Consider the following 26326-nt stretch of genomic DNA (forward strand, 5'->3'; position numbering starts at 1 on the left):
GTTAACAACTCCTTAACAAAATAGCGCGGCTTTCGGGCTTTCGAAAAGTTAAAACCCCGTTAATGGTTAATGCGTCACAGCAACTGCCGGCGTTCGGACCTGGCGTTGCCTGCCGAAGATCGTCCGACCCCGGTTCGTTTCCGGCTGCTTTGGAGCCCGTTTGTCCGAGATCTGGCGCCGGCTCCGCACCAGCGTGTAAAACGCCCGGCCGAGACTTAGCGGGCACCGCGCGGTCATGCCACATTGGGAAGCAGGATCGTCCAATGGCCCGCGCTGTCGCGTGTTGTCAGCTCTCAGGCAACCCGGCGGCGATCATAAGGCTCACGACTCGTTCGGAGGCCTTGAGATACACCGGGCTCGTATTGCGGGTGGGCGGCGGCGCATTGCGTGCCGTCGAACCTGGTCTCAGTTCGAGGGCCTTGGCGATGGCTGCCCTGGCGTCGTCGGTTCGGCCCAATTGCTGATAGGCGGCGGCCAGCAGCAAATGCGTGCGTCCGCTGGCCGACGTGATGGCGATCGATCGCTGCAGCCAGGGCAATGCTTCTTCGGCGCGACCCATGAGCAGGCAGGCCAAGCCCGCTCCGATCGCCCATGTCCAGCGAGCGACCTGTGGCGTATCGAACCGATCCGCTTGCTTGAATGTTGCGAGCGCGTCGTCGAAACGGCCCAAGAAGATCTGGGAAAGTCCGGTAAGGTACAAAGCGCTTCCGTCCCACGGATTGAGGGCGAGCACCTTACCGCATGCCACCAGGCTTTCGACGAAGCGGTTAGTCGTCGACAGAAACCGGCAATGCGTTTGGAGCACCGGGATGTAATTGGGCTGCGCGCGCAACGCGCGTTCCATGACCACGCCGACGCGGTTCTCGACCGACACGCGCTCCGCAGCAGGGAACCAGGCCATCTGAATCCCGCGCAGTTGAAATGCCGCGAGCGCAACTTGCAGGTCGACATTGCCGGCGTCGTCGGCGAGGGCTTGTTCCAGCATCGCCTGCGCGGCACGAAAGCGCTCCAGCGTCGTCTGGTTGATCGAGGCCGTTGCTTGTTCTATGGCGACTTTGGTGCTGCCTGCTGGCAAGCCGTCGGCCGCTCGTTCTCCTGAATTCAGAAGCACGTTGATGCGCAGCGCCAGCGCGTGGCCCATGCCGGCCGTGAGGCGGGTCTGCTGGAGTTGCACATCGGTGTCGGTCAGGCCGACCGACACCGATGTGGTCCACTTGACCGCGCCGGTCGTCGGCTCGGTCATGCGCACACGCAAATTCCACGCTGCTTCGGTCTTCTCCAGTTCACTGCTCACGACGAGATCGGTGGCTGGTACGGCGCCTCCGGGCGGGATCACCACCTGGATCGTCTCGATTTTCGCCAGGCCGTCAGTCAGGTCGCGGGTGACGCCGGCCGCCATCCGGGCGGCCAGAGGGTCATTGCTCGCGGTTGTCACGGGGATCACGGCGACGGTCGGGCGCGAGCCTGCGAAGAGATGGGAAAGCCGCGTCGCGGCCGCCGCCAAAGCCGACACGCCGAGCCCCGCCATGGTCAAGAGTGCGGCGCGGCGCCGCATCTTGAGATCGAGCCAGCTTCCGGCCAGTTCGCTTTCCGTTTCGGGGCCAACAGTCGAGGCAGCGTCTTTCCGCGCGGTCGTATCCGTTGTGTCCGATACCTCGGCCTCTAACAGATAGCCCCGACCGGAGACGGCTCGGATCAACTGGCGCCTGTCATCGCCCAGCGCGGTCCGAAGCTCTCGGATACACTGAAACAGGCTGTCGTCGCTGACATGGACGTCCGGCCAGACCGCCTCCATTAGCTCGTTCTTGCTGATGATTCGCCTGGGGTTGGCGGCGAACAGCCACAGCAGATCGAAAGCCTTCGGCCGCAGCTTGATCGTCCCGCCATCGGGGCCCCGCAGCTCGGAACGCCGCTGATCGACTTCAAATCCTGCGAATCTGAGCACCTGCCCCCCTTCTCCAGCGTTGCCACAGAACCGCGGTATTCTGCCAAAAGCACGCAGATTCCTCAAAAGCCATCCCGATTCCCTCAGGAAAAGAAAATTTCAGCGAAATTTCAGAATTCCCCCGCCGCCCTTTCAGGACCCTTCCGGCCAGCGCTGACATAAGGCGCTGGAGCACAACGAACGCGCTCGCGGGGCTCGATCACGGGAAGCGCGGAAAAGGCATGACGCTTGGATGCGCTGCGGGAACACAAGTCCCGATTCCAGGCTGGGGGAACGATGTCTTCAGGGGTGCATTCGGCTTCGGCGCGCGGCGTCATGGGCAACCTGTTGCGCGCCGCGTTGCTGGCCTCCACGGCGCTGACGGTGACCGGCATCCGGCTCCGACGCGGTGCTACCTGGGTACCTTCTCCCGGCAGCGGCGATACCGGCACCAAAGCACGCGGGGCATCGCGGTGAGGGCAGTCAGAATTTCCGAGGTGCGCGCCAGCCGCTCCGCACTGCGTGTGCCCGCATCGGGTGTCGTCGTCGCCTCTTTGGCTGCGGCGCTTGCGAACTCCGTCGCGCCGTTGGCGCTGATCCTCGCGGCGGGACCTGCGCTGGCGGACAGCATTGGCCAGAACGGCGGAACCGGCGGCAATGCGCCGAACTATTCGGCTGCGGGCAGCGGCGCCTCGGCGGGCCTCGCAGGGGACGGCTCGACGACCGGGTCGAACGGTGGCGGCGGCTCGACCGGCGGCTCGGGCAACCGCGGCGGCTCGGGAGGAGGATCGGACGGCGGCGGCGGCGGTGGCGGAGGCTACGGCCTGGGCGCCGGCGGCGGCGGCGGCGGCGCGGGTGGGGCGGGCCTCACGCTGACGACGGACCTTACCAACAACGCTACGATCAAGGGGGGCAATGGCGGCAATGGCGGGTCCGGCTCCGCGAACTATGCGCAGTCGTGGAACTATGCGGGCGGCGGCGGTGGCGGCGGCGGTGGGTCCGGCATCATCGTTACGACCGGAACCAGCCTCGCCAATTCAGGCGTGATAGCGGGCGGCAAGGGCGGCGGCGGCGCGGCCGTTATCGGGCCGGGCATCGCCAATCCCTTCGCCGACTTCTCGGGCAACGGCGCGGGCGGCAATGGCGGCAACGGCGTCACCGCCACCGCCTCCAGCGGACTGACGATCACCAATTCCGGTACGATCCAAGGCGGCGGCGGTGGAACGGACTTCCTGAACTCCCAGCCCTATCGCCCGCAGGCCGGCGGCTACGGCATCATTGGCCAGAACCTGACGATCATCAACAGCGGGAGCATTCAGGGCGGCGCGCGCGGCGGCGCCGGCGGTCTGTCGGGAAACCTCTCCTCCGCGATCGTCATCACCGGCGGCACGAACAGCATCACGGCGCTGACCGGCAGCAATATCGGCGTGATCGAACTGCTCGGGGGCACCACGGAGATTTCCGGCACTTACAACAATGTTCTCAATGCAAATGCAGGTGTCACGCTCGCCTTGGGTGTTGCCGGAAATGCCACCGGCTTTACCCGCCTCAACAATGCGGGCGGCACGATCAACATCGGTGACGGCAACATGCTGTCCGCCGGAACCATCTGGAATGCCGGTGGAGGGATAATCAACCTGGGGACCGGTGCCACACTTTTCGGCACCGGCAACACGCTGAATAACGATGCCACCATCAATGTCGGTACCGACGGCGTTGTGATGGACAATGGCGACATCAACAACAACGCTGGCGGCATCATCAACTTCAATGGCCCCGGCGGCACGGCGATACTTTCCCCTGGGGCTGGTTACAACGTCAACAACAGCGGCCAGATCAAGGTTCTCGGCGGCGATGTTGATGTCCAGACGAGCAACATCAACAACCAGGGCAACGGTTCGGTGTCGCTCACTGGCGGCGACATGTTTGGCGTCTCCACATTCACAAATTCAGGCGCGGCGATCCTCAATATCGGCGCAGGCCGCAAGCTCAGCCTGCAAATCCTCGCTTTCAATGGCGGCAGCATAAGCGGCACTGGCACAATCGAAGCCGCGAACGCGTTCAACCTCTGGGGCGACGGCACGGTTGGCGCAACACTCTCCGGCGCAGCGCAGCTGACCAGAGGCGGTCCCGGGACGACAATTCTAACCGGCAGCCACAGCTACACCGGCGGCACCACGATCAACGCCGGCATATTGCAACTTGGCACCGCTGGCACCGCCGGCTCGATCCAGGGCCAGGTCAATGTGAACGGCGCTGGTACATTCACCGTCACAAATGCCACCACCACGGGCATCACCGGTATCACGAATACCGGCACAACCAACTTCCAGAATGGAACCAGCGCCGGCAACGCCACCATAACCAACAGCGGCGAACTCTATTTCTACAATACCAGCAGCGCCGGCAGTGCTGTCGCAGCGGTTTGCTGAACTTCCACAATGCAAGCTCCGCAGCCAATGCCATCATCACAAATGGCGCCACGCTGTCCTTCTACGACACGAGTACGGCCGGCGGCGCCAGCATCACCAACAATAGCGATCTCACATTCTACGACGCGAGCGGCGCCGGCAGCTCGGCGATCACCAACAACGGCAGCCTGACGTTCCGCTCTACCAGCGCGGCCGGCAACGCCAGGATGATCAACAACTCCAGCCTTGTGTTTCTCCACAATAGCAACGCCGGTGGCGCCGAGATCATCAATGGCTCGGCTGGCACTGTCGATTTCTCGGGCTCGACGGGTGCCGCCGGTGACAAAAAACTCACCGCCGGCTCGATCGCAGGTGGCGGCTCCTATCTGCTTGGCGCCAACGAACTGACTGTCGGCTCGAACAATCTCTCGACAGAGGTGGGCGGCGTGATCTCCGGCACAGGCGGCTCGCTGGTCAAAACTGGCACCGGCACGCTGACGCTGTCGGGGATCAATACTTATACCGGCGGCACCACGATCAACGGCGGCACCTTGCAGCTCGGCAATGGCGGCATGAGTGGCTCTATTCTGGGCGATGTCCTCAACAACGGCACGTTCGCCTTYAACCGCTCSGACGCGGTGACTTTCTCCGGCGCCATCTCCGGCAGCGGCGCCGTGCGCCAGGTCGGTTCGGGCACGATAACCCTGACCGGWACCAACAGCTACRCGGGCGGCACGACGATCAGCGGCGGCAYKYTGCARCTCGGCAATGGCGGCACSAGCGGCTCGATYGYCGGYGATGTCGYCAACAACGGYAYGCTCGCCTTCAACCGCASCGAYGSGSTGACYTTCTCCGGCGSCATYTCCGGCAGCGGYGCCGTGCAGCAGATCGGTACGGGCACGACRRCCCTGACCGGWACCAACAGCTACACGGGCGGCACGACGATCAGCGGCGGCATGCTGCAGCTCGGCARTGGYGGCRCSRGCGGCTCGATCGTCGGYGATGTCGYCAACAACGGCACGCTCGCCTTYAACCGCTCCGACGCGGTGACTTTTTCCGGCACCATTTCCGGCAGCGGCGCCACGCAGCAGATCGGTACGGGCACGACGACCCTGACCGGGAGCAACAGCTACATCGGCGACACCATCGTTTCAGCCGGCCGGCTGCAGTTCGGCGACAGCAGTGCGGGCGGCAGCAACAATCTCGGCGGCAACCTGACCGTGACCGGCGGCATGCTGGCGATCCAGACACCGGCGACCGTGAACCTTGAACGAGCCGCAACCTTTGCCGACGGCACCGGGCTGTCCATCGCCGCCGGCCCGGCCAGCCCGGCGCTGTCGGCCCGCAGCGTCACGATCGCCAACGGCGTTACCTTCAACCTCACCGGCATCAGCGATGCGAGCCAGCTCGACAAAGTGCTGATCGACACCCGCCTGGGGATCGTGGGCGACTTCGCTAATGTCAGCGTGGGCGGCTTTAGCGGCACGGTGGATTATCTCACCCTATCCACCCGCAAATCGGACGACGGCCTGCAATATCTCGCGAGCTATGGCCTGAGCTGGACCGCCGGCAACAATCTCGCCAACGGCACCTTCACCCTGACCGGTGCGACCGACTCCTTCACGGTCGGAGCGGTGCTCGCCGACCGGGCGGCAAACCCGGCGACGGGCTGGAACGGCACCGCGCTCACCAAGGCCGGCGCCGGCACACTCACCCTGACCGGCGACAACACCTATACCGGTGGCACGACGATCGCTGGCGGTGTGCTGTCGGTGTCGCGCGACGCCAATCTCGGCGCAGCGGCAGGGGGTCTGTCCTTCACCGGTGGCGCCCTCGCGACCACGGGGAGCTTCGATACCGCCCGGTCGATCGCGCTGACGCAGACAGGGCACTTCGACATCGCCGCCGGAACCAGCCTCGGCCTGACCGGCACGGTGTCGGGGAGTGGCGATCTGATCAAGCAGGGCGACGGCACGCTGCGGCTCGACAATGGCGCCAACGCCTACGGCAACACCCTTGTCGCGGCCGGCACGCTGATAGGCAATGCCCGTTCGGTCTCGGGCAATGTCAGCAACGCCGGCACGGTCGTCTTCAATCAGGCGACTGACGCCGCCTTTGCGGGCAACATCGGGGCGCTCAATGGCTCGCGAGGTGCGATGATCAAGCGCGGTGCAGGTGTTTTGAGCCTGACGGGCCTGTCGTCGCTCGATTGGACGGTCGACTCCGGCGGGCTCGCCACCGCGGCCGAGCGCTTCGGCGGCAATGTCGCTCTCGGCTCGGGCGCGTCCCTGACCTTCGATCAGGCCGTCAACGCGACCTATGCCGGTGTGATGTCCGGCAGCGGCCGCTTCGCAAAGGCCGGTACAGGCCTTCTCACCCTGACCGGAAATTCCTCCGCCTTCTCCGGGACGACCACGATCGAGAACGGCACGCTGGCGGTCAACGGTTCACTCGGCGGTACCGTCGATGTGTTGGCCGGCAGCCGCCTGCAGGGCAGCGGCGTGCTGAGCAATGTGAGCGCTTCGGGCACGATCGCCCCGGGCAATTCGATCGGCACGCTGAACATCGCCGGAAACGTCATCTTTGCGGCGGGCTCGATCTACGAGGTCGAGGTGAACGCGGCGAGGCAGTCGGACAAGATCGTCGCCAGCGGCACGGCGACCATCGCCGGCAGCTCGGTCAAAGTGCTGGCGGACAGGGGCAACTATGCGCCGCAGACCCAGTACACGATCCTCACCGCCAATGGCGGCCGGGGCGGCACCTTCAGCAGCGTGACCTCGAACCTCGCCTTCCTCGATCCCTCGCTCAGTTACGACGCCAACAACGTCTATCTGACGCTGACGCGGAATGTCGCCAGCTTCCAGAACGTCGGCCTGACCCCGAACCAGATCGCCACCGGCGGCGGCGTCGAGAGCCTTGGGGGAGGCAACCCGGTCTACAATGCGGTGCTGAACCTGTCGGCTCCGCAGGCGCAGTACGCCTTCGACCAGCTCTCGGGCGAGATCCACGCTTCGGCGAAGTCGGCGCTGGTCGAGGATAGCCGCTTCATCCGCAACGCCATCAACGACCGCATCCGTGCGGCCTTCGAGAGCGCCGGCGCCGCGAAGGGCATGGTCACGACYTATGTCGACGGCAAGCCGGTTGCGGTCGGCGCGACGACGGATCGTCTGGCGGTCTGGGGCCAGGGCTTCGGCTCCTGGGGGCACACCAATGGCGACAGCAATGCCGCGCGCCTCAACCGCTCGACCGGTGGATTCTTCATCGGCGCGGATGCGCCGGTGCTCGACAGCTGGCGCTTCGGCGCGGTCGCGGGCTACAGCCGCGTCAGCTTCGACGTGAAGGACCGTCACTCGTCCGGCTCGAGCGACAATTACCATGTCGGCTTTTATGGCGGCACGAACTGGGGTGATCTCACCTTCCGGACCGGCGCCGCCTACACTTGGCATGACGTCTCGACCTCACGGAACGTGATGTTCCCGGGCTTCGGCAATGGCCTGAAGGGCGACTACAACGCCGGCACGGCGCAGGTCTTCGGCGAGCTCGGCTACGGCTTCACCATGGGCGCGACCCGGTTCGAGCCCTTCGCCAACCTCACTCATGTGAGTATCCATACCGATGGCTTCACCGAGAGGGGCGGGGCGGCTGCGCTGATCAGCCAGGGGGCCACCACGGATGCGACCTTCACGACATTGGGCCTTCGCGCCTCGACCAGCTTCGACCTCAACGGCGCGGCTGTGACGGTCAAGGGTATGGCAGGCTGGCGTCACGCCTTCGGCGATGCGACGCCGCTCTCGGCGATGCGCTTTGCCGGTGGCGGCGACGCCTTCTCGACCGGCGGCGTTCCGATCGCGCGCAATGCGGCGGTGGTTGAAGCCGGCCTCGACTACGCTCTCTCGCCAAACGCGACGCTCGGCGTCACCTATGGCGGCCAGTTCGGCTCAGGTCTCTCGGACCAGTCCGCTCGCTTCGACCTCAACGTCAAGTTCTGAGAGTGGAAACTGAGTTGACTGTGAGCAAAGACACGCAGCAGGGACAGGGACGTCGGCGCTTCCACTCTTCTACAGAGCCCCCGTGCTCCTGCGCTTTGAAGACCACGGCGATGTGGGTCTCGAACCGTCCGCCAATTTCGGGTTTGCGAGCGAGGCCGTCGCCGTTCCCCTTTGCATCGGCGCGTTTGCCCTCGCCATACGCCACCATCCGATCGTCTGCGCGACCGATGGCGTGGCTTCGCCGCTTGCCGTTGTCGGCATCCGGCAAGGGCGCAACCTCTTCATCGAACGCGATGGGAGATGGCGTGCGCAGCTATGTTCCGGCCTATGTGCGCCGCTCCCCCTTCATCGGGACCGAGACACCCGCAAGGCGCAGCTACTGGCCATCGACCGGAAGTCAGACCRTTTTGTTGCTTGGATATCGATGCGACCGGACACGGAAGCGCCGGTTCGACGGAGAAGGCAAGCCAACTTCGACGGCGCAGGCGGCCATGGCCTTCTGCCGCGCCTACCATGTCGATGTCATCAACACGCTCGCGTTCGTCAGAGCGCTTGGCGAGGCGAAGCTGCCCACGCCGAACCAGTCCAGATACAGTTTCCCGATGGTGCCCAACAGATGCTGAACGGCTTCTGGGCGGTGGATGAGAAGGCATTCCGGGCGTTGCCCGCTAGAACCGACACCGACTGGTACGCGAAGGGCTGGCTCGATCTCGCCACGCTCCACCTTGCTTCGCTTCAGAGCTTTCAGGGTCTGCTCGATCTCAATGTGCAGCGCGCAAACGAACGAAAGGCGCTCGCATGATGACCAGCAAAGTCCGCTTTTTTGGAACCGGCTCGGTGGCCGCACTGACGATCGCTGCGGGCGTGACAGTGCATATGGTGGCGGGCGTCGCCGTCTCCACGCCAAGCCAGGCGGATTCGATCACCGACAGCCACGACAATCCTACCCCACAACGCTTCGAGCTCGCACAGGCCCAATCCGGTGGTCAACCGGCTGGCGGGAACACTGCGTCCGGTCTTCCCGGTGGGGCATCCTCGCTGAACGAGACCTACAAGGACTGGCGTGCCACCTGTGYGCAGCAGGGCAATCAGAASCGTTGCGTGCTGTCGCAGGTTCAGGCGCAGCAGAACGGTCAGCGGGTGCTCGCCATCGAGCTCAACGCGCCGAACGGCAACACCGTGTCAGGGACGCTGGTCCTGCCGTTCGGCCTTGCGCTCGATTCCGGCGTGACCTTCCAGATCGATGACAAGCCTGCGATGCAGCCGCTGCGCTTCCGCACTTGCGTGCCGGCTGGTTGCCTCGTTTCAGTGACCTTCGAGGCCCCAACGCTGGTCGCGCTGCGTGCGGGCACGGCGCTGAAGGTGAGAGCTGTCGCCGATGGTGGTGGCGCCACGCCATTTTCGATCTCGTTGCAAGGCTTCGCTACCGCCCTCGACCGCATGGCGGTGCTGTCGCACTGAATTCGGAGCTGATCGATCCGCCCGTACCGGTGAACAGCGCAGGCAATTCGCCGGCGGATTGAGGGGACGCTACGCTGTGCGACATCCACCATGGTCGGGCGGGTTCCGGAAACGAAGCAGATATCGCACGGAGCCGTGAATGGGGCGTGGGAAGCGTCGTTCTGACGCTAGGCCCCTGAGAGTGGGCTGCGGCGGATAGGCTCAGGACAACTGCTCATTGACGCGGCTGTTGGGATGCCTGGTGACCAAAGGATTGAGCAGCAGCCGGCCAAACATAGTGAGGAGGCTAGCTGCCCACTTACCGACGCTCAATCCTCCGAAACGTGTTGGATGTCCGGTTATGGGCATACACTCAATGTCTGGTCATGGCGCTTCTCGGCGGAACGGATCCCGCTTGCGTTGAGCGGCAATCTTCTGCGTTTAGCGGTCGGCAGTGGCGGCCAGCGGCTTCTCGGACATCTCGGTCGTGATCGCCTCATCGATCGGCGTCTCATAGGTCATCAGCATGTAGCCGAGCACCGAATAGAAGCCGACCGTCGCGATCAGGTCGAACACCGCCTCGCGCCCGATCGCCGCGGCGAGCTCCGCTTCGAGCGATAGCGACAGGCGCTTGTCGTCGAAGAGCGCATCGACCGCGCGTACGATCAGCCCGTCCTCGCCTTCCGGCTGGCCCCGCAGCGCCGCGATGCGGGCATCGCTCATGCCGAGCGCCCGCGCCCTGCTGACATGATGCGCCCATTCATAGGGCGAGCCCATGCGATGGGCCGCGCGCAGGATCACCACCTCCGAACGCACCGGCCCGAGCGCGCTGTCCTTGACGACATGCTGGCGCAAGGGCGCCCAGGCCTTCAGCAGCGCCGGATGATGCGCCATCGTCCGGTAGACATTGAGCGCGCCGGCAAAGCCGGTCTTCATCTCGGCGATCGTCTCGGGCCAGTCGGCATCGCTGATCGGCGGACAGGGAGAGATCGTCATCGGCTATCTCGCGGAGGTGAGGCGTTGAGGTATTTGGCGTAGAGCGCCGGTACCCGGTCGGCCCAGATGCCGGTGAAACTGCGATAGCGCGCGACCTCGGCGAGGTCGACCTCGACCCGCAGCACGCCCTCGCGATCATGATCGAGCGCGCCGAGCACGCGGCCATCCGGCGCCACCGCGCAGGAGCGGCCGAAGAAGCGCTGCCCGCCGCGGCTGCCGCTGCGGTTGCAGCTCAGGAAGAACACGCCGTTCTCGGTCGCCCGCGTATAGGCGCGGTGGATGAAGAGCCCCTCGTCGGTCACCGGCGCATTCTCCGCCCCGAACGAAGCCCAGACCGAGGTCACGATGCTCGCGCCCTGAAGCGCGAGGATGCGGGTGATTTCGGGGAAGCGGATATCGTAGCAGACCTGCATGCCGAGCCGCGTGCCGAAGACCGGGTAGGTGTCGATGCTGTCGCCGCCGCTGAAGAACAGCTTCTCGTTCTGCCACTGATGAATCTTGGTGTAGTCGCCGAGCACGCCCTCCGGGCCGATCAAGAGCGAGGCATTGCGCATCACGCCGGCGCGCAGGCGATCGCGCAGCCCGAGGCCGATGACGATATGTACGCGGTGCCGCGCGGCGAGTGCGACAAGCGCCCTCACCTCCTCGCCATCCGGCGCGGCGCAGGCCTCGTAGAGCGCCGCTCCGAAATGAGGGACGTCGCTGACGAGCGCCCCGCCCGGCACCAGGGGCTCGACATAGCCGGTGTTGGCGAGTTCGGGGAACAGGATGAGCTGGGCGCCTTTCGCCGCCTCGGCCGCGACGAAGTCGTGGATGCGGCGGAAGTTCTCGGCCGGCGCCAGAGACTGGACGTCGAGCTGGACGAGGCTGGCGGAAATCATGCGTCGGCTCCGGCGATGCGGCGCCCCGTGGCGAAATCCCAGTCCCGCCCCGGCGCCGCGTTGATCAAGGCTCGTGTATACTCATGGCGCGGCCGCGCCAGCACTTCGGCGGCCGGCCCGTCCTCGACGACGCGGCCGCGCTGCATCACCATCACCTCGTCGCAGATCTGCGCGGCGACGCGCAGATCATGGGTGATGAACAGCACGGCGAGATTGCGCCGCTGCTGGATCTCCGCCAGCAGCGCGAGCACCTGCGCCTGCACGGAGACGTCGAGCGCCGAGACGGCCTCGTCTGCGACAATGACCTCGGGCTCCATCATCAGGGCGCGCGCGATGGCGATGCGCTGGCGTTGGCCGCCGGAGAACTGATGGGGAAAGCGTTCGAGGCTTGTGCTGGGCAGGCCGACCACCTCGAGCAATTCGCCCGCGCGCTTCAGCGCAGAGCCGCGCTCCTCGCCGAGATTGAGCGGCCCCTCGATCAGGCTCTCGCCGATGCGCAGGCGCGGATTGAGCGAGCGATTGGGGTCCTGGAACACCATCTGCACGCGCCGACGCGCCGGGGCCAGCGCCTTCTGGCCCTGGAGCGGGGCGATGTCCTGGCCGTTGACCCGGATCTCGCCGCCGGTCGGATGTTCCAGGCGCATCAGGCAGCGCGCGACCGTCGACTTGCCCGAGCCGCTTTCGCCGACGATGCCGAGCGTGCGCCCACGCTCCAGCCTGAAGCTGACATCGTTCACGGCGCGGACAGTGCGGATATCCCGCCCCATCAGCTTCCCAAGCAGAGAACCGAAGCTGAAGGTCTTTTCGAGATTGCGGATCTCGACCACGGCCTCGGCCTCTTTCGGTGCAATACGTGGAGCACGCGGCACCAGCGATGGCACGGCCTGCAGCAGGTCGCGCGTGTAATCCTCGCGCGGCCGGCTCAGCACCTGCTCGACGGGACCGGTTTCGACGATCTCACCGCGGCGCATGACACAGACCCGGTCGGCGATGTCGACGACCACGCCCATGTCATGGGTGATGAACAGGACGGCGGTGTTCTGCTTGTCCTGCAACTCGCGGATCAGGCTGAGAATCTGCTTCTGCGTGGTGACGTCGAGCGCGGTGGTCGGCTCGTCGGCGATCAGGAGCTTCGGCTTCAAGGCGAGCGCCATCGCGATCATCACGCGCTGGCGCTGTCCACCCGAGAGCTGGTGCGACTTGCCGGAGCCGGATTCGCCGACGAGGCAAAGCGTCTCGCCCGGCATGATGTCGAAGCTGATGCCCTTCAGAATCTCGCTGGGCTCGCGGCCGCGCGTCGCGACCTTGAGGTCGCGGATCGAGAGCACCGGCTGGCTGGAGGATGTCGTCGTCATGGGGCTCTCCCCTGCATCTTCGGGTCGAGCCGGTCGCGCAGCGCGTCGCCCAGCAGGTTGATCGACAGGATGCAGGCCGACAGCACGATCGCCGGCCAGAACACCAGCCAGTGGTTGATCGCGAAATAGAGTCGCCCCTCGGCCATGATGTTGCCCCAGCTCGGGATCTCCGTGCCGATGCCGACGCCGAGGAAGGACAAAGCCGCCTCCGTCAGGATGGCGGAGGCATACATATAGGTCCCCTGCACGATCAGCGGGGCGATCGTCGTCGGCAGCAGATGCTTCCAGATCAGCTTGGCAGGCGGCGTGCCGAGCAGCATCGCCGCATCGACATAGGTCTCCTCGCGGGCGGCGATGACGCGCGCGCGGACCAGCCGGACGACCTGCGGAATCGCCGGGATCATGATCGCGATGATGACGGTGGTGAGCCCGCCGCGGACCAGCGCGACGATGGCGATGGCGAGCAGGATGCCAGGGATCGCCATCAGCCCGTCCATCATCCGCATCAGCACGCCGTCGACGCTGCGGTACCAGCCAGCGATCAGACCGAGCGGAAGGCCGATCACGATGGCGCCGATGGCGACGCCGGCCCCCACCAGCAGCGAGACCCGCGCGCCATAGACCACGCGCGAAAAGAGGTCGCGGCCGAAGCTGTCGGTGCCCAGCCAGTAGAGGTTCGAGGAAGGCTTGAGCCGCATCGCCGCGTTGAGCTTGGTCGGCTCGAAATTCGCGATGAACGGCGCGAAGACAGCCATCGCAACGACGATGATGAGGACGAGAATGGCGAGCACCGTCGTCCAGTGCGGCGGGTTTCTGAGCAGGCGGCGGCGCGGGAGGCCGCCCTGCGCGGGGTTCGATGCGGCGCTCATTGGTAGCGGATCCTCGGGTCGCTCAGCGCGTAGGAGAGATCGATCAGCAGGTTGATCAGCACATAGGTTCCGGCCGTCAGCAGGATGATCGCTTGGATCAGCGGGTAGTCGCGGGCGAGCACGCCGTCGACGACCAGCCGTCCGAGACCGGGGATGTTGAAGACCGTCTCGGTGACGACGACGCCGGAGACCATCATGGCAAAGCCGGTTCCGACCACGGTGAGGATCGGGATCGCGGCGTTGCGCAGGGCGTGGCGGAACAGGACGATGCGCTCGCCCAACCCTTTCGCCCGCGCCGTGCGGACATAATCCTCGCGCAGCACTTCCAGCATCGAGGCTCGCGTCATCCGCGAGACCAGCGCGATGTAGAAGAAGGAAAGTGCCAGCCCCGGCAGCAGGATGCGGTGGAGGAACTGGCCGAAGCCCTCGGCGAGCGGCTTGTAGCCCTGCACCGGGAACCATTTCAGGTCCACCGCGAAGACCGCGATCAGAACATAGCCGATCACGAAGATCGGGACGGAGAAGCCGACGACCGAGAGCGCCATGACGAAGCGGTCGACCATACCGCCATGGCGCCAGGCGGCGAGCACGCCGAGCGGCAGCGAGATGACGACCGTGAAGATCATCGCCATCACCGCGAGCGCCAGCGTCGGGCCGATGCGCTGGCCGATCATCTCCAGAACCGGGCGTTGCGAGATCAGCGAGTGCCCGAAATCGCCCTGCGCCATGCCGCCAAGCCAGGTGGCGAACTGGCCGGCGAGCGGCTTGTCGAGGCCGAGATTCTCACGGATCGCGGCAAGTTGGGCCGGCGTCGCCTGATCGCCGGCAATGGCCTGGGCCGGATCGCCCGGCGTCAGGCGCAGCAACAGGAAGACGAACAGCGCCACGAAGAACATGACGGGGATCGCCATCGCCAGCCTGCGCAGGAAGTAGGAAGCCATGTGGTGCTCCACGCCTGGGCGCTGGCCGGACAGCCAGCGCTCGGTCAAGCCAGCCGGGCGGCAATGCCGCCCGGTTCGCGATGTTACTTGCTCACGCCCCAGAACAGGGTGAGCGGGCCGGGCTGGAGGTTCTTCAGCTTGGCGCTCCAGGCGGCGACGGACTGGAACTCGCCGGCATTGAAGTAGAAGCCCTCGTCATAGGCGATCTGCTGGATCTCGCGGGCGATTGTCTTCTGTTCGTCGAGCGTCGGCGCGGTGAGGAAGGCAGCGCGCAGTTCCTCGACGCGGGCGCTTTTCGGCCAGCCCGACCACGCCGTCTCCGCGCCCGAGCCGTCGAGCAGGGCATGCACGGTCGGGTTCCAGATGCCGGAGACGCCCCAATAGGTGAACAGCATGTTCCAGCCGCCCTGTGCCACGGGTTGCGTGCTGTTCTTGCGCGACTGCAGCGTCGCCCAATCCATCGCGGCGACATCGACCTTGAAGCCGGCCTCGCGCAGGCGCTCGGCCGCGACGATGGGCTGGGTCGACAGGATCGTCAGGTCCGTCGGCTGCATCATCAGCACCGGCGTGCCGTCATAGCCGGAGGCCTTCAGCAGCTCCTTCGCCTTGGCCATGCGCTCCTTAGCGCTGCCTTTGAGATATTCCGAGCCGGCATCCGAGGCGAGCGGCACGTCGCAGCCATAGACCGAGGCGCAGAGCTTGTAATACTGGCTGTCGCCGATCGCGGTCTGCATCAGCTGCTCTTGGTCGAGCGCATACATCGCCGCCTGGCGGACCTTGGGATTGTCGAAGGGCGGCAGGCGATGATTGAAGCGGCCGGTGACCTGGCTGCCGAGCGCGTTGATGGCGCCCGTCTTGATCTCGTCATTGGCCTTGAGCAGCGGCAGCAGGTCGATCGTCACCTGCTCGATCAGGTCGACATCGCCGGACTGCAATGCATTGATCGAGGTCTGCATGTCCGGCATCGCCTTCCACACGACCTTGTCGACATTCACGGTCTTGCCGCCGGCGGTCCAGCTCATCGGCTCGGCGCGCGGCTTGTAGTCGGTGTTCTTGACATAGACGGCCTGATCGCCGGGACGATACTGGGCCGCGACGAACTTGAACGGGCCGGAGCCGACCATCTCCGTCACCTGCTGGCCGGCAGGCGTCTCGGCGAGACGCTTCGGCATCATGAAGGGCGGCACCGGCGAGGGCTTCGCCAGCAGTTCCAGCACCTGGCCGAAAGGCTTCGCCAGCTTGATGACGAGCACCTTGTCAGAGGTCGCCTCGATCGACGCGACCGAGCCCATCATCGTGCGCCCGGCGCCGTCATTCGCGGCCCAGCGCTTCAGCGAGGCGACGCAATCGGCCGCGGTCACCGGCGTGCCGTCATGCCATTTCAAGCCGTCGCGCAAGGTGAAGGTATAGGTCATCTTATCGGCTGAGACGGCGTAGTCGGCCATCTGCGGCTGCGGGTTGTACTTGGCATCCATGCCAAGCAGCGTGTCGAACACCATGAAGCCATGGGTGCGCACGATCTGGGCGGTGCTCAGGATCGGATCGAGCGACCTGAGCGGCGCCTGCATGACGACATTGAGCGTCGTCTCGGCAAAAGCCGGCAATGCGTGCAGGGAGCCGGCGAGCAGCGCCGCAGCCCCGAAAGTCCTGAACCGAAACGTCATTGTTATCCCCTCGTTTTTGGTTGCTTGGATTGGCGCGTGTCGTCAGGCGGGAGCGTCGCTCCACGGATAGGCGCGTGCCGTGTCGAGCTGGCGGTACGGGATCAGCCTGACATTGGCAGGGCCCAGATCGGGCGTGTCGACCACGAGGATGCGGTCGGCCATCGGCTCGTAGTAATCGCGAAAATGGGTCTTCGAGCGCAGCAGGATGACGTCGTAATCCTCCGGCTGCTCGCCAAAGATGAAGAACGGGTCGCCATCGACGGCGAAGGCGAAATGCGAGACCACGGAGATCCGGACCGCGCCAATCTGGAGGAGTGCCGTCAGCCCGAGATCGACGAAGGAACCGCGCTGGTAGCGGCCGGAGACGTTGAAGGATTTCGGCCCCGACCAGAGGACGCGTGCCACCGCCTCGACCGGCCCACCAGTCTCCGGCGCCGTCTTGCCGGCGAGCGCGACCGTGATCTCGGCGCCCCCCCCCGCTGCATTGGCCTGCGCGGCCGTCTCGGGGTCGAGCAGGAAAGGCACGTTGACCTTCCCGACATCGCGGCCGAGCAAAGCCCGCAGCAGATGGGTGGAATCGTTCATCCGGTCGGCATGCTCGAGCAGCACGATCGGCCGGCCCGTCGCGGGCTTGCGCTCGATATCGGCCAGAGCGTCCTCGACGCTCAGGATCGGGATGGCGTTGGCGATGGCCTTGCGCGCCGCGCGCAACCGGCCTGAGAAGGCCTGCGCCTTGGCCTCGGCCGCCTCCTGCCCGTCCCAGTCCAGGCAGATCACCGACATGCCGGTATTGGCGCTGTCGGCATAGGAGAAGCCGGCCATGATCGAGATGTCGCAATCGCCGTCCTGCTCGGCGGCCCGCGCCTCGGCGATGATCGAGGCCAGCGGTGCCAGCGCCGTCGCCGACATGATCGAGGGGATGACGACATCCGGCCGCGCCACCGCGAGACCCGGCCGACGGCCCTCGCGCAGGAACCTGAGCAGCGCGCGGGTCGCCCGCTCGCCGGTCTCGCCCATGTCGATATGCGGGGAATGGCGATAGGCGACGGCGATATCGGCGCCGCGCAGCGTCTCGCGGTCGATATTGCCGTGATAGTCGAGCGCGACGGCGATCGGCAGCGCCGGAAAGGCCGCGCGCACCGCGTCGATGACGTGCCGCTCGACATAGGCATAGCCGGGCGCCCAGCAGGCACCGTGCAGGAACAGGATGGCGCCGTCGAGCGGGCCATTCTTGCGGAGGCCCTCGACGATCTCGCCGGTGTAGTGCGCAACCGCCTCATCCGCAGTCGGCCCGAGCGCGCCGAGCAGCGTGTGGAACAGCGGCACGAACTCCGCGCCTTCCGCCTCGCAGATCTTCAGGCAGCCGCCGGGTACAGTGTTGGTACCGCGGAACCGTTCCGTCAGTTCAGCCCCGCGCACGCAGACGCGCTCGAACTCCGCCAGCTCCACGATCTGCGGAACGGCCGTGACCGATTCGAGATTGAAGCCGGCGAAGGCGATGCGGAACGCCATGGCAGCGGTCAGACCCTGACCGCCGCGTCGATCGCGCCGCCGATCCGCTCGACGATCAGATCGATTTCCTCGGGCGTGATGATGTAGGGCGGCGCCAGCAGGACATGATCGCCGATCCGCCCGTCAATGGTGCCACCCATCGGGTAGCTCATCAGGCCGCGCGCCATCGCCTCCTTCTTGATCCGGGCATGCACCTTCAGCGCCGGGGCGAAGGGCGTCTTGGTCTCCTTGTCAGCAACGATCTCGATGCCTCGGAACAGGCCGCGGCCGCGGATATCGCCGACATGGGGCGACTGGCCCAGCCGTGCATCGAGCCCGGCCTGAAGGCGCTTGCCCATCAGGCGGACGTTTTCCAGCATCTCCGGTTGCGAGATCAGCTCAACGACCTTGTTGGCCGCCGCCGCCGCCATCGGATGGCAGATATAGGTGTGGCCGTGCTGGAACAGGCCGGAGCCTTCGGCGAAGGCGCGGTAGATCCTGTCCGAGAGCAGCACCGCGCCGATCGGCTGGTAGCCGCCCCCCAGCCCCTTGGCGATGGTGACGAGATCGGGCGAGATGCCCTCCTGCTCGCAGGCGAACATCGTGCCGGTGCGGCCCATGCCGCACATCACCTCGTCGAGGATCAGCAGCACGCCATATTTGTCGCAGATGCGGCGGATACGGGAGAAATAGTCCGCGACCGGCCCGACAGCGCCGAGCGTCGCGCCAACCACCGGCTCGGCGATGAAGGCGATGACCTCTTCCGCGCCGAGCTCGAGGATCTTGGCCTCCAGCTCGTCGGCAAGACGGGCGGCATAGGCTTCCGGCGTCTCGCCGGCTTTCTGGCCGCGATAGGCGTAGCAGGGCGAGACATGGTGGGTCTGCGGCAGGATCGGCTGGAACTGCGCCCGCCGCCAGGCATTGCCGCCGGCGGCAAGCGCGCCCAGCGTATTGCCGTGATAGCTCTGCCGGCGSGCGATGAAATGGCGGCGCTGYGGCTGGCCGATYTCGACGAAATAYTGCCGCGCCATCTTCATGGCGGCCTCGACGGCCTCGGAGCCGCCGGAGACGAGATAGACGTAGTCGAGCCCCTCCGGCGCCAGCCCGACCAGGCGCTCGGCCAGCTCCTCGGCGACATCGGTGGTGAAGAAGGAAGTATGGGCGTAGGCGATGCGGTCCATCTGCGCGCGCATCGCCGCCATGACCTCGGGATGGCCGTGGCCAAGACAGGAGACGGCGGCGCCGCCCGATCCGTCGATATAGCTGCGGCCATCCGCGTCGGTGATCGTGACGCCCTGCCCCGCAACCGCTTGCGGCAACCGGCCGCCGATCGAGCGATGGAGAATCCTGGTCATCTCAAGCTTCCCGGATTGGCGCGGACAGGCCGCCGCGACGCGCAGCCTCATGACACGCCTCATCGAGTGATGCAACATTTGTTTTATATGATACAAATCGGAAACGATTGACGCTAAAACTGTCGCGACGGAACAGTCCGGCGCAACGCCCTCAAAGGCTGAGGGAAAGCCGAGAAACCGTTTGAAATCCGACCGGCGCGCGGGAATGGTCGCGACGGGGCAAAGAGGGTGCGATTCAAATGTTGCAGGCGGATCCCTTGCGCGAGCGCATCGTCAGCCTCTTCGACGGCATGTCCCCGCAATTGCAGCATGCGGCGCGTTACATCATCGAGCATCCGCAGGAGGTGGCGCTGGTCTCGATGCGCGAGCTGGCGCGCAATGCCGGTGTGCAGCCCTCGACGATGACGCGGCTCGCGAAGTTCCTGGGCCTCGCCGGCTATGACGATATCCGCGCCCATCATGCCGAGGCGATCCGCTTCCGCGTCGACGGCTTCGCGGCGCGCGCGATGAAGACCGACGAGAGCGAGCAGGACATGGCCGCCGCGCAATTGTCACGGCGCATGCTGCAGGGGCTCGCCGCCCAGATCGCGCGCCTGTCGGAACCGGCCTCGCTGGAACGTCTCTCGGCGGCGGCCGACCGGCTGGCGCAGGCGCGCCGGATCTATGTGCTGGGCCTGCGCTCCTGCCATTCGGTCGCCTGGCATTTCCACTATGTGATGGCGCTGCTCGGGGAGAAGACGATCCATCTCGACGGGCCGGCCGACACGGTGGGCGACGGGTTGATCCGCGCCGGCGCCGAGGACGTGCTGCTCGCCATCTCGATCAATCCTTACGCGCGCCATAGCCTGGAGCTCGCCGAGCTCGCTCGCGAAAAGGGGCTCGGCATCATCGCGATCACCGACAGCGAGGTCTCGCCGCTGGTCGGCATCGCCGATCAGGCCATCCTCTGCTCCACCGAGAGCCAGAGCTTCTTCCACACGCTGGCGCCGGCGCTGGCGATCTCCGAGGTGCTCTGCGGATTGCTGGCCAACAAGGATCGCAATGCGGCGCTCGCCGCGCTCCATCGCGCCGACCGCCACCTGCTCTCGCTGAACACCTATGCGACCGCCATTCCTCGCAGAAAAATCTAGTCTTTCGGGGCGAGCGCGCCGCTAAATCTTGAAACGATCTGGCAAGATCGGTTCGAGAGCTGGAAAGAGGACCTCTGCCACGAACCTTCCCAGGGCAGCGCGGCTCATCCTCAAGCCTTCATTGTTACCGATTGGTGATGTCCGCTTCCAGGCAAAAGCCCAATGTCTGCAATTGGCGCTGCGCGGAAGCGGGGATCTCTTTCAAGAAAGCACTTGAGGCAACTGTCGGTGGTTTCAGGCCCGGCAACCAAATTTACATAATTGTGCAAACCCCGTTTCCCCACGAGACGGGGCTTTCGCTTGTTGGGAACACCGCGTCAGAATCCGCGCCAATCACCGCGAAACTCCAGCGATAGGCCCTCCGCTGGCATAGGAAGTGGASCATAGGGCCTCATCGCCCCATCCTCTCAGAAGCTGGCACCTCCGGCGAACCCGGAGCGGCTCAATTCCGGCCTCGGCTTCTACGAACGGATCGGCGGGAAGAAAGACCGAGCCCCGCACGTCTTCTCTGCGGCCGGTGGCGATTCGCCGGCGCCTGCTGGCCTATCCAACTCCTCGCCGATCACGCACTGCGCTTCTTGCGGTCATCCTTGCGCTTCTCTGGCTCGGCCGCTGCCTTCGTCGACCGGACGAGCGGTATCGAGAGCTTTGGATTTCGTACGCTTGGCCATTCCCGCTTCCTAAATGTTGTCCCATTTGGCGCCGAAGCGCATTCCGCGCCGGCCTGAGGAGAGCTGCTGCATGCGTCGTTCGGCGTGCTGAAAAAGAACGAGGACGCGGTCGGCGCGCACGCATGATGATTGCGTCAACCTTTGCGGGCTTTCGCCCACTTTCCCAGCGCAAGCCGGGAACGGATCAGGTCAGGCGCGGTGATATCGATGGTCTCAATCCCTTGGCGGGATGATGGCGGACAGGGAGGGATTTGAACCCCCGATACCCTTGCAGGTATGCCGCATTTCGAGTGCGGTGCATTCAACCACTCTGCCACCTGTCCGCGGTCGCTATCGGTCGAAGCGAGGCGCTTACTACACAAGCCACGCCCGAGGGGCAAGCCTCCCGGGCGGGAGAAATCGATCGTCCCCCGCGGCTTTCGCTTGACCTTCGCGGAGAGCCCGACTATCGAGCACCGTCCGGCGTGGGGAAACCCGCGCCCGATCTCTTTTGGCATGTGCGCTGCGTCGCATGCCGGCAAGAGCAAACCAGACCACGCAATCGACTGCCAAAAAGCCGTCCCGCATGCGCTTCCAGTCCGGAGGCCGTGACAGGGCGGGGCCGAACATGGAGGACAAAATGTTCGCAGTCATCAAGACCGGCGGGAAGCAGTTCCGCGTTGCCGCCAACGACAAGATCACCGCTGCCAAGATCGAGGGCAACCCGGGCGACACCGTCGCTTTCGGCTCCGTGCTGATGCTCACCGAAGGTGAGAAGACCACGCTCGACGCCAAGGCCCTCTCCGAGATCACCGTCGTCGGTGAGATCGTCGAGCAGGCCCGTGGCGAGAAGGTCATCGCCTTCAAGAAGCGCCGCCGCCAGAACTCGAAGCGCAAGCGCGGCTTCCGCGCCGAGCTGACCGTCATCCGCATCACCGACATCCTCACCGGCGGCAAGCAGCCGGAGATGAAGAAGGGCGATGCCGCCGCCGCTGCTCCGGTCGCCGCCAAGGCGAAGGCTGCTCCGAAGGCCGCCAAGGCCGAGGCCGGCGAGGATGCCGAGAAGCCGAAGAAGGCCGCGGCCAAGAAGGCCCCTGCCAAGAAGGCCAAGGACGAGGCGTCCGAGGCCTGAGACCGGGTTTCCCGGCGTCGATATCCACGCCGGATCGCCATCGCCGAAGGCTTACGTCCTCGGCCTGTCGCTCCTGACAGAATGGTGCTCCGGCATTTCGTATCCGAACCGGGTGGCTTTCGCCGCCGATTCGGGTTAGAGAGACACGAGAAGTTTTGAGGTAGGGCGTTATGGCTCACAAAAAGGCAGGCGGCTCGTCGCGTAACGGCCGCGATTCCGAAAGCAAGCGACTCGGCGTGAAGCGCTTCGGCGATCAGGCCGTCGTTGCCGGCAACATCATTATTCGTCAGCGCGGCACCAAGTGGCATGCCGGCGCGAACGTTGGCATGGGCAAAGACCATACCCTCTTTGCGACGACGAACGGCCGCGTCCGATTCACGACGAAACTCGGCCGAGCTTTCGTGAACGTAGTCCCGGCCCAAGAGGCCGCAGAGTAAAAGGCGGATAGGGAATTCTCTCGATCCGCCGGTTCCATCGAACCGAACGGATCAAGGGTTGAAGGCCCGAAATGGGTCTCCCGAAGGTCAGCGAAGGGGAGATGGGACCGAAGTCCCAGCTCCCTTTTTTCGTTTGCGCCGACGGAGAGACGAGAATGTTCCCCGAATTGACCCGCGACGACGTCTTCCGGCTCGAGACCCGCCGTCTCTGGCTGCGCTGGCCGCGTATGGCGGACGCCGCCGCCATCCTGCGCCAGGCCGGTGAGAAGGCCGTGGCGGAGATGACGGCCAATATCCCGCATCCCTACCCGCCGGACGCGGTCGAGCCCTTCATCTTCGCGATGCGCAAGGGCAATGCGCTGGGCGAGCACCTCGTGCTGGCGGTCACCCCGCGCGCGAAGCCCAACGAATTGATCGGCATGATCGGCGCGCACCGGCAGGCCTCGGGCACGCCCTTCATCGGCTACTGGCTCGGCACCCAGCATTGGGGCAAGGGCTACGCGACGGAGGCGGTGCAGGGGCTGATCGACACCTTGTTCTCGCTGGTCGACGTGCCGGCGATCGAGGCCGATACCCGCGTCATCAATCCGGCTTCGCGGCGGGTGCTGGAGAAGTCCGGCTTCCGGCCGGAGGGCTCCTTCCTCAAGTCGCTGCCGGCGCGGGGCGGGCTGTTCCCTTGCGAGCAGTTCCGGCTCGACCGCTCGACCTGGGCGGCGCTGAAGAGCTGGGGCGCCACCGGCTGGGCCCATGCGCCCGAGCTCGAGGCCAGGACATCCGCCGATGCGGAGCCGGAGCTTCCGGCACGGCTCCAGCAGTCGCAGAGCGAGACCTGTGCGGCCTGAGCGCACCGGAGCCTGAAAAAGAACACGCCCGGCTCAAGGCCGGGCGTGCCGCAGATGGAAGCGTGATGCTGACGGCCCTGAGGCCGGCAAAGTCACTTCACGAAGGTCCCGTGCAGTTCGTCMTCGATATGSRCGCGGATGATCTCCTCGAAATTCGACTCTGCCTTGAAGCCAAGCGCCAGCGCGCGCTGGGGGTCGAAATTGCGCGGCCAGCCGGCGACGATCCCATCGATCACCGGATCAGGCACCCGCTTGATCCGCTTCACGACGTTCTCGCCCGCGACCTTGCGCAGCGTCTCGATCTGCTCGGCGACGGTGCAGGAATAGCCCGGCATGGTCAGCGCCCGGCGCGGGCCGATTTTCGAAGTGTCCATCGTCGCTGCATGGACGAGGAAGCCGACGGCCGAGCGGGGCGAGGCATGCCAGTGCCGCACCTGATCGGAGACCGGCAGCACGGCCTCCTCGCCGTTCAGGGGCTCGCGGATGATGTTGGAAAAGAAGCCCGAGGCCGCCTTGTTCGGCTTGCCCGGCCTCACGCAGATCGTCGGCAGGCGGATGCCGACGCCGTCGAAGAAGCCGCGCCGCGAATAGTCGCAGAGCAGAAGCTCGCCGATCGCCTTCTGCGTGCCGTAGCTGGTCAGCGGCGTCGTGAAGAACTCGTCCTCGATCTTGTCGTGGAAGGGCGCACCGAACACCGCGACGGAGGAGGTGAAGACGAGGCGCGGCGTATAGCCCTCGATTCGACGGATCGCCTCGAACAGGTAGCGCGTGCCGCCGAGATTGATCCGATAACCCTTGTCGAAATCGGCCTCCGCCTCGCCGGAGACGATCGCCGCAAGATGGACGATCAATTCGGGCCGCGTCGCGATCAGCGTCTCGGCCGCGCCCTCGACCGACAGATCGGAGACCACCGCCTCGAAATCGAAGGGCGCAGCCGGCGGCGGCGAGGCCGGCATGACATCCTGCGCCGTCACGCGGGTGACCGGCTTGCCGCCCAGCCCGCCATCGCGCGCCAGCCGCTCGATGAATTTGCGCCCGACCATGCCGGCGCCGCCGAGAACGAGGATATGCACCCTGACCTCCCTTGAGTTTTTGTGTGCGCGTCAGAGCGCGAAGCCGCCGTCGGCGAGGTGGATCTGGCCGGTGGTGTAGCTCGCCTCGTCGGAGCCGAGATAGACCGCGAGCCAGGCGATCTCCTCCGCCGTGCCAAGCCGGCCCATCGGCTGACGGTCGATGAAGGCCTGCCGCGCCGCAGCCTCGGTGACGTTGGTCGCCGCTGCCAGATCCTTGATGCGCTGGTCGAGCGAGGGCGACTGGATCGTGCCCGGGCAGATCGCATTCGAGCGGATGCCCTTCTTGATGAAGTCGGCCGCGACGGCCTTGGTCAGCCCGATCACGGCCGCCTTGGTCGCGCCATAGGCATAGCGGTTYGGRATGCCGCGCACCGAGCCGGCGCCGGAGGCAATGTTGACAATCGAGCCTGCACCCTTGGCCAGCATGCCCGGGAGGAAAGCCTGGATCGTGCGGTGCATCGCCTTGACGTTGAGGTCGAAGGARAARTCCCAGGCCTTGTCGTCGGTGTCGAGCACCGTGCCATGATGGACGAAGCCGGCAGCGTTGACGAGGATGTCGATCGGCCCGACCTTCTCGGCGAAGGCGTTGACGGCCTTGGTCGAAAGCACGTCGAGCTTGCGCTTCTTCGCCTTCGGAATGCCTTCGAGCAGGGTGACGTCCTTGTCCGTCGCCCAGACCGTGGCGCCTTCCGCAACGAAAGCCTCGGCGATCGCGCGGCCGATGCCCTGCCCCGCGGCAGTGACCACCGCGACCTTACCCTTCAAACGACCCGCCATGCCTTCGTCCTCTTTTTAGCCGGCTTTGGAAAATGTCTTGCGCATATGAGTGAGCCGCCGGTCGGCCATGTCCTCATGATGCGTGATGGTGAAACCGAGACGCTCATACCAGCCGATGCGCTGGCTGAGCTTCGCGTGCGTATAGAGATGGATCGAGGCGTAGCCGAGCACCTTCGCCCGCTCCTCGGCAAAGTTCATCAGCGCCGCGCCGAGCTTGCGGCCCGCAGCCTGCGGCGAAACCGCAATGCTCCAGATCGTGAAATCCTCCGGCTCGATCTCCAGCACCAGCGCGGCATCGAGCCCCGCTTCGCCATCGAGCAGCCAGACCTCGTGCTTGGCCAGCACCTCGTGATAGTCCGCGAGGCGCGGCAGCGAGGGCACGCCGATGATCGCCTCGTTCGGCAGATAGGCTGCCTCCGTCAGCGCGACGATCGCCGGAATATCGGCAGGCGTGGCGCGGCGCGGCGTCATCGTCAGGCCTGGACCTTGGCGAGATCGGTGAGCGACGCTTTCTGCTGGCCCTGCGCATCGAAATTGTTGGGCGCGAGCCAGGCCTGGAAAGCGCGCGCACGCGCCGGCCACTCGGAATCGATGATGGAGAACCAGGCCGTATCCCGGTTCGCGCCCTTCACCACCATGTGCTGGCGGAACAGCCCCTCATACTGGAAGCCGAAGCGCAAAGCCGCGCGTTTCGAGGGCTCGTTCAGATTGTTGCACTTCCATTCATAGCGGCGATAGCCGAGCGAGAAGCCATAATCGCCGACAAGGTAGATCGCTTCCGTCGCCACCCGGGTGCGCTGCAGCGCCGGCGAATAGGTGATSYAGCCGACYTCGAAGACGCCWTGCTCGGGSCKGATCTCCATSAKCCAGAGATGGCCCTTGGCCTTGCCGTCGGCCYTGTCRATCACCGCGAGCGGCACGATGCCGGCTTTCGCCACCATCGATTCGAGCAAAGCGCGGTATTCGTCC

22 protein-coding genes, 1 tRNA gene and 1 pseudogene are annotated in these 26326 nt (G+C 65.6%); 10 read left to right on the forward strand and 14 right to left on the reverse strand.

Going from position 1 to position 26326, the window contains the following annotated elements; all coding sequences use genetic code 11:
• Window positions 1-286: 286 nt before the first annotated feature.
• The gene (locus AB4Y99_RS21605; RefSeq protein WP_441524776.1) at window positions 287-1945 is read right to left on the reverse strand and encodes a winged helix-turn-helix domain-containing protein; all 1659 of its coding nucleotides are present in this window, start codon (window positions 1943-1945) and stop codon (window positions 287-289) included.
• 476 nt (window positions 1946-2421) lie between these two features.
• On the opposite strand from AB4Y99_RS21605, the gene AB4Y99_RS21610 reads away from it, so the two are divergent.
• From AB4Y99_RS21610 to AB4Y99_RS21635, 6 genes and pseudogenes are all read left to right on the forward strand, one after another.
• Window positions 2422-4356, forward strand: a complete 1935-nt coding sequence (locus AB4Y99_RS21610) for a beta strand repeat-containing protein (protein ID WP_441524777.1) — start codon at window positions 2422-2424, stop codon at window positions 4354-4356.
• The gene (locus AB4Y99_RS21615) at window positions 4350-8324 is read left to right on the forward strand and encodes an autotransporter domain-containing protein (RefSeq protein WP_441524778.1); all 3975 of its coding nucleotides are present in this window, start codon (window positions 4350-4352) and stop codon (window positions 8322-8324) included. Before AB4Y99_RS21610 ends, AB4Y99_RS21615 begins: the two co-directional genes overlap by 7 nt.
• Window positions 8325-8436: 112 nt before the next feature.
• Window positions 8437-8568, forward strand: a pseudogene (locus AB4Y99_RS21620) (SapC family protein); the annotation flags it as partial.
• A gap of 49 nt (window positions 8569-8617) precedes the next feature.
• Window positions 8618-8947, forward strand: a complete 330-nt coding sequence (locus tag AB4Y99_RS21625; protein WP_441524789.1) for a SapC family protein — start codon at window positions 8618-8620, stop codon at window positions 8945-8947.
• Complete coding sequence (locus AB4Y99_RS21630) at window positions 8941-9126, forward strand: SapC family protein (protein WP_441524790.1); 186 nt, start codon at window positions 8941-8943, stop codon at window positions 9124-9126. Before AB4Y99_RS21625 ends, AB4Y99_RS21630 begins: the two co-directional genes overlap by 7 nt.
• Entirely contained in the window at window positions 9123-9785 is a 663-nt protein-coding gene (locus tag AB4Y99_RS21635) for an invasion associated locus B family protein (RefSeq protein ID WP_441524779.1), read from the forward strand. Before AB4Y99_RS21630 ends, AB4Y99_RS21635 begins: the two co-directional genes overlap by 4 nt.
• 420 nt (window positions 9786-10205) lie before the next feature.
• Here the strand turns inward: AB4Y99_RS21635 and AB4Y99_RS21640 are convergent, their stop codons facing one another.
• From AB4Y99_RS21640 to AB4Y99_RS21675, 8 genes are all read right to left on the reverse strand, one after another.
• A complete protein-coding gene (locus AB4Y99_RS21640) occupies window positions 10206-10760 on the reverse strand; it encodes a carboxymuconolactone decarboxylase family protein (protein WP_441524780.1) in 555 nt (184 codons plus the stop codon).
• Window positions 10757-11641 (reverse strand): carbon-nitrogen hydrolase family protein, encoded by an 885-nt coding sequence (locus AB4Y99_RS21645; protein WP_441524781.1) that lies wholly within the window; start codon window positions 11639-11641, stop codon window positions 10757-10759. Before AB4Y99_RS21645 ends, AB4Y99_RS21640 begins: the two co-directional genes overlap by 4 nt.
• Window positions 11638-12996: a dipeptide ABC transporter ATP-binding protein gene (locus AB4Y99_RS21650; protein WP_441524782.1), complete on the reverse strand. Its 1359-nt coding sequence runs from the start codon at window positions 12994-12996 to the stop codon at window positions 11638-11640. Before AB4Y99_RS21650 ends, AB4Y99_RS21645 begins: the two co-directional genes overlap by 4 nt.
• Window positions 12993-13865 (reverse strand): ABC transporter permease, encoded by an 873-nt coding sequence (locus tag AB4Y99_RS21655; protein ID WP_038362130.1) that lies wholly within the window; start codon window positions 13863-13865, stop codon window positions 12993-12995. The genes AB4Y99_RS21650 and AB4Y99_RS21655 overlap by 4 nt, the downstream gene beginning before the upstream one ends.
• Window positions 13862-14806, reverse strand: coding sequence for an ABC transporter permease (locus tag AB4Y99_RS21660; protein WP_112763556.1), 945 nt, complete (start codon window positions 14804-14806; stop codon window positions 13862-13864). The genes AB4Y99_RS21655 and AB4Y99_RS21660 overlap by 4 nt, the downstream gene beginning before the upstream one ends.
• An 83-nt stretch (window positions 14807-14889) precedes the next feature.
• Complete coding sequence (locus AB4Y99_RS21665) at window positions 14890-16470, reverse strand: ABC transporter substrate-binding protein (RefSeq protein WP_038362126.1); 1581 nt, start codon at window positions 16468-16470, stop codon at window positions 14890-14892.
• A 42-nt stretch (window positions 16471-16512) separates the two neighbouring features.
• Window positions 16513-17982, reverse strand: a complete 1470-nt coding sequence (locus tag AB4Y99_RS21670) for a M81 family metallopeptidase (protein WP_441524783.1) — start codon at window positions 17980-17982, stop codon at window positions 16513-16515.
• Window positions 17983-17990: 8 nt separating this feature from the next.
• A complete protein-coding gene (locus AB4Y99_RS21675) occupies window positions 17991-19316 on the reverse strand; it encodes an aspartate aminotransferase family protein (RefSeq protein ID WP_441524784.1) in 1326 nt (441 codons plus the stop codon).
• 239 nt (window positions 19317-19555) lie between these two features.
• On the opposite strand from AB4Y99_RS21675, the gene AB4Y99_RS21680 reads away from it, so the two are divergent.
• Window positions 19556-20446, forward strand: a complete 891-nt coding sequence (locus AB4Y99_RS21680) for a MurR/RpiR family transcriptional regulator (RefSeq protein ID WP_441524785.1) — start codon at window positions 19556-19558, stop codon at window positions 20444-20446.
• A 904-nt stretch (window positions 20447-21350) separates the two neighbouring features.
• Here the strand turns inward: AB4Y99_RS21680 and AB4Y99_RS21685 are convergent.
• A tRNA-Ser gene (locus AB4Y99_RS21685) sits at window positions 21351-21440 on the reverse strand.
• A gap of 296 nt (window positions 21441-21736) precedes the next feature.
• Here AB4Y99_RS21685 and rplU point away from each other — a divergent pair.
• From rplU to AB4Y99_RS21700, 3 genes are all read left to right on the forward strand, one after another.
• Window positions 21737-22228 carry a 50S ribosomal protein L21 gene (gene rplU / locus AB4Y99_RS21690; RefSeq protein ID WP_038364421.1) on the forward strand — a complete coding sequence of 164 codons (492 nt, stop codon included), beginning with the start codon at window positions 21737-21739 and terminating at the stop codon, window positions 22226-22228.
• 170 nt (window positions 22229-22398) lie between these two features.
• Window positions 22399-22665, forward strand: a complete 267-nt coding sequence (gene rpmA, locus AB4Y99_RS21695; protein WP_038363769.1) for a 50S ribosomal protein L27 — start codon at window positions 22399-22401, stop codon at window positions 22663-22665.
• A 155-nt stretch (window positions 22666-22820) separates the two neighbouring features.
• Window positions 22821-23507: a GNAT family N-acetyltransferase gene (locus AB4Y99_RS21700; RefSeq protein ID WP_081925434.1), complete on the forward strand. Its 687-nt coding sequence runs from the start codon at window positions 22821-22823 to the stop codon at window positions 23505-23507.
• A gap of 92 nt (window positions 23508-23599) precedes the next feature.
• On the opposite strand, the gene denD is transcribed toward AB4Y99_RS21700, so the two are convergent.
• The 4 genes from denD to AB4Y99_RS21720 form a co-directional block, all read right to left on the reverse strand.
• Window positions 23600-24580, reverse strand: a complete 981-nt coding sequence (denD, locus tag AB4Y99_RS21705) for a D-erythronate dehydrogenase (RefSeq protein WP_441524786.1) — start codon at window positions 24578-24580, stop codon at window positions 23600-23602.
• Between the two features lie 30 nt (window positions 24581-24610).
• Window positions 24611-25357 carry an SDR family oxidoreductase gene (locus AB4Y99_RS21710; RefSeq protein ID WP_038363765.1) on the reverse strand — a complete coding sequence of 249 codons (747 nt, stop codon included), beginning with the start codon at window positions 25355-25357 and terminating at the stop codon, window positions 24611-24613.
• Between the two features lie 15 nt (window positions 25358-25372).
• On the reverse strand, window positions 25373-25828 hold the full coding sequence (locus tag AB4Y99_RS21715) for a GNAT family N-acetyltransferase (protein ID WP_441524787.1): 456 nt from the start codon (window positions 25826-25828) through the stop codon (window positions 25373-25375).
• A gap of 2 nt (window positions 25829-25830) precedes the next feature.
• The coding region (locus tag AB4Y99_RS21720) for a GNAT family N-acetyltransferase (protein ID WP_441524788.1) at window positions 25831-26326 on the reverse strand (496 nt) is incomplete at its 5' end.

It is taken from the genome of Allobosea sp. TAB14 (genome assembly GCF_052113865.1).
Classification (GTDB): Bacteria; Pseudomonadota; Alphaproteobacteria; order Rhizobiales; family Beijerinckiaceae; genus Allobosea; species Allobosea spartocytisi.